The organism is Flavobacteriales bacterium (assembly GCA_021296215.1).
Taxonomy (GTDB): Bacteria; Bacteroidota; Bacteroidia; order Flavobacteriales; family ECT2AJA-044; genus ECT2AJA-044.
Genome location: JAGWBA010000135.1, coordinates 1 through 850, shown reverse-complemented (window position 1 = coordinate 850; position 850 = coordinate 1). Strand labels below are relative to the sequence as shown.

The window sequence follows — 850 nt, the reverse complement described above, 5'->3', positions numbered from 1 at the left end:
GTCAACCGGGTCATGGAAGGCACCCACGATGTCGGGCCGCAGGCCGAGGCGCCCCGCAAAACGGTAAGCGAGAGCGAACTGTTCCGCCCGGTCAAGAAGATGCTCGTTCACGCCCGCGGTTGCACGGCGACCAAGCTGGTGCGCGTCGCCCAGCGTCACGGCGTCTCGGTGGTCCTCGTCCAGTCCGACCCGGACATGGAGTCGGTACCTGCCGACATGCTCAGCGATGCGGACAGCCTGGTCGGCATCGGCGGCAATACGCCGGACGAGAGCTACCTGAATGCCGCCTCGGTGGTCCGCATCGCGGAACTCGAAAACGTCGACGCGCTCCATCCCGGGATCGGCTTCCTGTCGGAGAACGCGCAGTTCGCCGAACTGGTACGCAGCCGCGGGGTCAACTTCGTGGGCCCGCCGGTCTCCAGCATGGAGACCATGGGCAACAAGTCGAACGCCATTACCACCGCGCTGGCGCACGACGTGCCCGTGGTGCCGGGCAGCCACGGCATCCTCACCGACGGCGACCTCGCTGCGGAGTCCGCAGCGGAGATCGGCTATCCCGTGCTCATCAAGGCCGTGCATGGCGGGGGCGGCAAAGGCATCGAGGTGGTGGAGCGTCCCGACGACTTCCATGAAGCCTTCCATCGTGTCTCGGTGGAGGCGCGTGCGGCGTTCGGCAACGGCGACGTCTACCTCGAACGCTACGTCACCTCGCTGCGCCACATCGAGGTGCAGATCCTCCGCGACCGGTACGGCGACACCCAGGTCCTGGGCTTGCGCGATTGCAGCGTCCAGCGCGACAAGCAGAAGGTGATCGAGGAGTCCGGATCCACGATGCTGCCGGACGAACTCG

The 850-nt window shown here is 66.7% G+C and carries 1 protein-coding gene; it reads left to right on the top strand.

Features of this window, described 5'->3' with window-relative positions; all coding sequences use genetic code 11:
• Positions 1–850, top strand: an 850-nt coding sequence (locus J4F31_12570; GenBank protein ID MCE2497386.1) for an ATP-grasp domain-containing protein, incomplete at both ends; no start/stop codon positions are given.